This is a genomic window from Klebsiella sp. MS 92-3, assembly GCF_000195655.1.
GTDB classification, from domain to species: domain Bacteria; phylum Pseudomonadota; class Gammaproteobacteria; order Enterobacterales; family Enterobacteriaceae; genus Klebsiella; species Klebsiella pneumoniae.
Window position 1 is genome coordinate 47,021 of the sequence record NZ_GL882872.1, and the last position, 6,833, is coordinate 53,853.

Sequence of the window (6,833 nt, forward strand, 5' to 3'; positions counted from 1 at the left end):
GGGGGGGGGGGGGGGGGGGGGGCGGGGCCGGCGGGGTGGGGATCAGGACTGCAGGGTAGCCAGGCGCGCGGCGAACCCGACGAAAACCAGACCAATCAGGCTGTTGCCAAGTTTAGCCAGCTTCTTGCGGGTTTTGACGTAGCGGGTGACAAACGAGCCGGAGAGGATCAAAAAGCTCATATAGCAGAAGCTAATCACCTCGAGGGTCAGCGCCAGGATAAAGAACGCCACGCCGGGGGTTTTGGCGTTGACATCGATAAACTGCACGAAAAACGACACATAGAACAGAATCGCTTTCGGATTGGTCAGGCTCAGGGTCAGGGAGCGCTTGAGGATCGCGCTCGCCGGCTCCGCGCTGGCGTCGGACTGGCCGTCGCGCTGGGTCAGCACCGCATAGAGCATTTTGCCCCCGAGCCACAGCAGGTAAATTGCCCCGAGGTAGCGCACGACGTTAAACAACACCGGCGTGGTTTTAATCAGCGTCGCCACCCCGGCGAAGGCCAGAAACATCAGCACTGCGTCGCCAATAAAGACGCCCGCCGCCGCCAGATAGCCTTTCTTCACCCCGTGGGCAATACCCGTTTTCAGCACGAAAAACGTATTAGGGCCAGGAACGAGGATGATAAACACCGCCCCGACCAGATAGGTTAAATAATTCAGAACACCAAACTCAGCGAACACTCTGCACTCCTTCGCGCACGACTAAAACATGATCCGGCTCACGTTACCCCAACTGTCGGGATTTTGAAAGCGCAGCCTGTGCGGGAAGGTTAATAGACGGAAGGTTCGCCCAGCGGGCGGGTTTTAAAACGACGGTGTACCCACAGATACTGCTCGGGAGCGCGCAGGATCTCGCGCTCAATAACCTTGTTGATATAGCCGGCGGCGATCTGCTTATCCTCACCCGGATAGTCATTCATCACCTCGCTGATATGCAGGCTATAGCCCCGGCGATCCAGCTTACGTACCATGCTGATGCTCAACATTTTCGCGCCCGATAAGCGGGACAGGACATAGGTGCCGTTGGTGGTCGCCGCCTGCGGGACGGAGAAAAAAGGTGCAAAGACGCTGCCCTTGGGACCGTAATCCTGATCGGGCGCGAACCACACCGCTTCACCGGATTTCAAGGCATGCACCAGACCGGTCAGATTGTTGCGATCGATCATCGCTTTGTTCGAACGCAGGCGACCGCGGGTTTGCACCCACTCCATCAGCGGGCTGTTGTGCGGCCGGTAGGTGGCCATCATTGGCCGACACAGCCCCATCGCGCGGCCGCCCAGCTCCAGCGACATAAAGTGCACGCCGACGACCATTACCCCTTTCCCACCGCTAAGCGCGTGATTAAGGTTGGCGAACCCCTCGACATCAAACCATTTTTTGACCCGCTCGTCGCTCCAGAACCAGGCCATGCCGGTTTCGATAAGCCCCATTCCCAGCGACATAAAGTTTTGATCGATCAGCGTCTCGCGCGCCGCTGGCGACATGTCCGGGAAGCAGAGTTCGATATTACGCCGGGCGATATGTTCGCGGCGTTTAAGAAAGCGACGGGAAAGGCGACCAGCGCTGGTGCCGATAAAATGCAGCAGCGGATAAGGCAGTTGCACGATTAACCAGAGGATGCCGAGCCCGAACCAGGTCAGCCAGTTACGCGGGTGTAAAAGTTGTTTATTAAATACGCAGGCCATGATTTTTCCTGTAAACATTAATTATGTGGTAACGCTTAAGGAAAACAGAATCCATTTATCATCATTAGGCGGTACGTACAGCAAGTTCGACAATACTAATCCGCTGAAATTCCCTCCGGCAAGTAAAAAACAGCAAGCTGACAAAAAAACATAATTGCGGCACATATGTTACTAAATGTAAACTTAAATCTTGAACCACGCTTAATATATTCATCATGCATATCATTTTCACGCTAATCATCAGCGTTACTAACGAAAACAACCGAAAGCTGCCGCAGTGCGGCCCTGGCCGCCGGTGGCAGGCGTCCGCTGAGCCGCGCGATCGGCGGCCTGACCGCGTTGGGATGCATCGTAGTCTGGCAAAGCGAGTATTAAACGCGTCCCACTGCGAAATGCATCTTTTTTAATCCGTCAGCATAAAAAAGATTAAAACGACTTTAAGACAACAATTAAGAATAGACTTATTTAAACCTGCTTTTAAAATAAGCGCGGTGCATTGAAATACTGTGCCCTCCGGACAATAAAAAATATTTCTTTACGCCTCGTGGGAAACACAGGTGGAGTGAATGATGGGCAATGATCCGCCATCGATTTGCATGGAAGCCAGGTCATTGAGAAGAACGCACGGCGAGGGTGTGAACACCGCCCTCGCCGCAGAGGATCAGTAGGTATGGAAATATTGCTGAATCAGCTGCGGATCTTTAGTCTGCGTCAGCGCGGTCATCAGCAGTATACGCGCTTTTGCCGGGTTGAGGGAGTCGGCCACCAGCCCGGGCTGGCTGTCATCCGGCGGTACGACGCCGCTGCCGGTACGGGAGGCTCGCACCACCACGATGCCCGCCTGCTGCGCTTTTTTGATACCGGCGGCACTACGTACCGACACCGACCCCGCCCCGGTTCCGGCGTAGATAATACCGTCGGCATGATGGGCGATCGCCGCATCGTACATATACTCCGGATCGTCCTGGTAACCATAAATAATCACCACCTTCGGCAGAACCTTCAGCTGACGCACATCGAACACCGAGCGCAGCGTGTGAATTTTATCCACCCGCGTCTCGAACTGGGGTTTTCCGCCCACCACGACACCAAGATAGCCCTCCTCGGGCGCCCGGAAGGTATCCAGCGAAGTGGCATTAGTTTTGGTGACAAAGCGCGCCGCGCCGATGCGGTCGTTAAGCACCACCATTACCCCGCGTCCCCGGGCATCAGGATCGGCGGCGACCGTGACCGCTTCCAGCAGGTTCATCGGCCCGTCGGCGCTGATCGCCGTCGCCGGGCGCATCGCCGCGGTAAAGACCACCGGCTTGTTGCTTTTCACCGTCAGATTGAGGAAATACGGGGTTTCATCCAGCGTGTCCGTGCCATGGGTGATCACCACGCCATCGACATCGTCCCGAGCCAATAGCGCATTCACCCGCTTCGAGAGCTGGAGAATAATATCGCTGGTCATATTCTCACTGCCAATATTCGCCACCTGCTCGCCCTCGACGTGAGCGATTTTACTCATTTCCGGCACGGCGTTAATCAGCGTCTGCACCCCAAGCGCCCCGGCTTTATAGCCGGTTGTTTGGGTATTGCTGGCCGCCGAACCAGCAATCGTTCCGCCGGTGGCTAAAATAACAATATGCGGAAGACGCGTCTCGCTAAACGCCAGGCTGCTCATCGTCAATAACGCAATGGCAAGTAATGCTCTAAAATTCATACAGGTCACTCCCTTCATAGACATTAATCAAACTTACGCTTGCTTAATGCAAAGGGCTTGCCAGAATTCATTTCTTTTCTGGGGGGGAAATGGTTAACTATCAGACAATAATAAGGTTCTTAGGACGATATCGCCCAACTCTGGTGCACCACTGGATCTGAAACGGGCAGAGCTATGAACCAAAACATTCTGAGGATTTACCTGTTCAGCAACACACAACACGCATTGCGATCAGATTATCGACACTTCCGTCACCGGCGAGAGCATTTTTGCCCGCCAGGTCACGCGAACGGAGAACAGAGATGCGTATTGCCCTGAAGTCGGCCCTGATGCTGACCACCAGAGTCATCCAGATCATTAACCCTGAACTGCACCGGCATATGCAACGAACGGCCTTAATCGCCCTGACGCTGGCGCAAAGGCTGGAACTGCCTGACGAACGGCAGCAGACCATTTTTTGCGCCGCGCTGCTGCACGATATCGGCGTGCTGGGGGATAAACGCACCATTCATTCGCTGGATGCTATCGATAATATCCACGACCCGCATCAGCGCCAGGGTGTGGCGATGCTGGAGGGATTAGCGACCTTCCAGCCCATCGTTCCCTTTATTCGCGATCACCATTTTAGCCCGAACCACCGGGGCTCCCGCGAACAGCACATTGTCTATTTCGCTGATGCCTTTGAACGGCTGCTGCCGGCCGATAGCCACGTTGCCGCCTGGCCCACGCGGGCGGTGGTGGAACAGTTCGTCGCTTTGCATCGGGAGATCGATCCGCCGCTCTGCGATATCCTGTGCGAGGTTGCTGAAAATGCGAACTTCTGGCAGCACCTTCACCCCGGCCATATTCAGCGGCTGCTGGAGATTATTGGCCCCATCAACACGCGCTATCTGGATATTCACGGTCTGAAGGATGTCTGCCTGCTGATTGCCAAAATCGTCGACACCTACAGCAGCTTTACCGCCACCCATAGCATCATGGTGGGGGAAATCGCCCGCCAGCTTGCCCGCTGGATGCAGCTGCCGGAGCCCACCTGCCAGCAAATACAGATAGCCGGCTATCTACACGATATTGGCAAGGTCTATATCCCACTCTCCATTCTCGAAAAAGAGGGCGAGCTGGATGATGAGGAGCTGAGTCAGGTGCGGGAGCACAGCTACATGACCGGCGAACTTCTCAGCGACTATAGCGAGCTCGGCGACATCATTAACTGGGCCTCGAATCATCATGAAAAAATGGACGGCAGCGGCTACCCTCTGCATCTCGAAAAGGAGCACCTGACCCTCGCCGACCGGATTATCTCCATCGCCGATATTTTCACCGCGCTGACCGAAGATCGCCCTTATCGTAAAGGGATGGCCTGGCAGGAAGCCTTACAGATTATGGAAGCGGATGTTATAAATGGCGCTCTGGATAGCGATGTCTTCCTCGTTTTGCGCCACCATGCGGAAACGCTACACGCCATCATTCTTCAGACCCTTGCCCCTCTGCATAGCGAGCGCCGCCTCTGAAGCGGGCCGCCGTCGTGGCGGGGGCGGAGTTCTATAATCAAAACAGCTTCATCTGCATGCAAGGAAATTCACGGTGAGAATCGCCACCATCACTAACTGGGCTTACGGGATCACCGTTGGCCTGACGCTGGCTTCCGGGAGCGCTATGCTCATGGCCTCCAGCGCCGACCGCGTCGAACGCCAGGCGGTACAGCAGCGCCAGGTCTTTGATACCCTCTCCGACGAGGTGGAAAACGACGCCTGGGCGCTGTCTGACCTCGCCCGGCTGTACGTGATAAAGCCTTCGCCGGAGACGCTTACGCAATATCAGCAGCTGCAGCAGACCGACAAGAGCATAGAGCAGCGGCTGGGCGGCCTGAAAGATAACGGCGCCAGCCGCGAGGAGCTGGCGCTGCTCCAGGATGGCCTGCGGATCGCCAATGAGCTACAGGATGAACAGCAGGCGGCCCTGGCGCATGTCACTCGCGGCGATGCGCCAGCGGCCATCGCGGTGCTGTACGGCACCGCGTACGAGACTGAACTGGAGCGCATGCAGACGCAGATCGATCGCTTCCGCCAGATGCTTGAGCATCGCGCCGCCGTCGCTATCGACCAGGCCACCGAGCGCTCGCGGATCTGGCGTACGCTGTCGGAAATCATGGTCGGCCTGACCGCCCTGATGTTTTTGTTCGTCCTCGGCTTCATTCTCAAACGCCGGGTGCTCTACCCGGTGGTTCGCCTGAGCGACGTGGTCCAGCGTCTCGCCTCCCAGGATTATGCGGTAGAGACGCCGCACTTTACCCAGGTGGATGAGATTGGTGACATGGCTCAGGCGATCCGCATTTTTCGCGAGAACGGCCTGGCCCGTCAGCGGCTGGAGCAGCAGCGCGACGCCGACTGGGCGATCCGCGAGCTGCTGGCGCGTATGACTCAGCGGCTGCAGGGCTGTGAAACCATTGAGGATGTGATTAAGGTGGCGGAGCGGTTTGCGCCGAATATCGCCCCGACGATCCCCGGTAAACTGTATGTTCTGGATACCGACCCCTGGCAGATGCGCTGCGTAGCGCAGTGGCTGTCGCCCGCCGGTGAGACGACGCCCTTTTCTCCCGACGACTGCTGGGCGATACGGCGGGGACTCAGCCATCCGCCGGTGCAGGGCGAGCCCGATATCACCTGCTATCATCTGCCGGAGACGCACGCCGGCCAGTCGCTCTGCGTACCGCTCATCGCCCAGGGCGAAGCCATTGGCCTGCTGACCTTCCAGAACGTCACCGCCAGTGACGCTCCTTCCCGGGCCTATCTCGAGCTGATGGCGGAAGCGTTGGGCCTGGCGCTTGCCAATCAGCGTTTGCGCAGCGCCCTGCTGGAAAAAGCGCTGTTCGATTCCCTGACCGGCCTGCGTAACCGCCATCATCTTGACGAAGCGCTGCATTCGCAGATGGCGCTGGCGGTCCATACCCATACTCCGCTGAGCTGTCTGATGATCGACATCGATCATTTTAAAACCATCAATGATCGCTATGGCCATGAGGCTGGGGATCTGGTGATTAAGAGCGTTGCGACCATTGTGCAGCGCGCGGTGCGCGATATCGGCATGGCTTTCCGCTACGGGGGCGAGGAGTTTTTAGTGCTGCTCCCCGGGATTGACGAAGCCGGGGCGCACCAGTGCGCCAGCGAGATCTACACCCAGGTGCGCAATATGACGCTGCGCGATGGTCTGACCGAGATAGGCCAGGTGGATGTGTCGATTGGCATCGCCAGCTACCCGCAGCACACCCAAAGCGATAGTCTGCTGCGCGCGGCGGATGCCGCGCTGTACCGGGCGAAAGAGCTGGGCCGCTCAAGGATTGTCAGCTTTGGCCGCCTGAAGACCAGCTAACCGGGACTATCGCTCAGCGGTATTAAGCAGCGAGATAACTTTCCTTACCACCGCCGAACGAATATGGCGGTGGT

The 6,833-nt window shown here is 57.1% G+C and carries 5 protein-coding genes; 2 read left to right on the forward strand and 3 right to left on the reverse strand.

Annotated features, from left to right (window positions below):
• Positions 1-42: 42 nt before the first annotated feature.
• The 3 genes from leuE to fraE form a co-directional block, all read right to left on the reverse strand.
• Positions 43-681, reverse strand: a complete 639-nt coding sequence (gene leuE, locus HMPREF9538_RS00445) for a leucine efflux protein LeuE (protein ID WP_004150783.1) — start codon at positions 679-681, stop codon at positions 43-45.
• 89 nt (positions 682-770) lie between these two features.
• Entirely contained in the window at positions 771-1,685 is a 915-nt protein-coding gene (gene lpxP / locus HMPREF9538_RS00440; protein ID WP_004148038.1) for a kdo(2)-lipid IV(A) palmitoleoyltransferase, read from the reverse strand.
• A 661-nt stretch (positions 1,686-2,346) separates the two neighbouring features.
• A complete protein-coding gene (fraE, locus tag HMPREF9538_RS00430) occupies positions 2,347-3,390 on the reverse strand; it encodes a fructose-asparagine asparaginase (protein WP_004179363.1) in 1,044 nt (347 codons plus the stop codon).
• 302 nt (positions 3,391-3,692) lie between these two features.
• On the opposite strand from fraE, the gene HMPREF9538_RS00425 reads away from it, so the two are divergent.
• Both HMPREF9538_RS00425 and HMPREF9538_RS00420 read left to right on the forward strand, forming a co-directional pair.
• Positions 3,693-4,901: an HD-GYP domain-containing protein gene (locus HMPREF9538_RS00425; RefSeq protein WP_004140494.1), complete on the forward strand. Its 1,209-nt coding sequence runs from the start codon at positions 3,693-3,695 to the stop codon at positions 4,899-4,901.
• A gap of 73 nt (positions 4,902-4,974) precedes the next feature.
• The gene (locus tag HMPREF9538_RS00420; RefSeq protein WP_009486506.1) at positions 4,975-6,759 is read left to right on the forward strand and encodes a sensor domain-containing diguanylate cyclase; all 1,785 of its coding nucleotides are present in this window, start codon (positions 4,975-4,977) and stop codon (positions 6,757-6,759) included.
• The last annotated feature ends 74 nt before the right edge of the window (positions 6,760-6,833 follow it).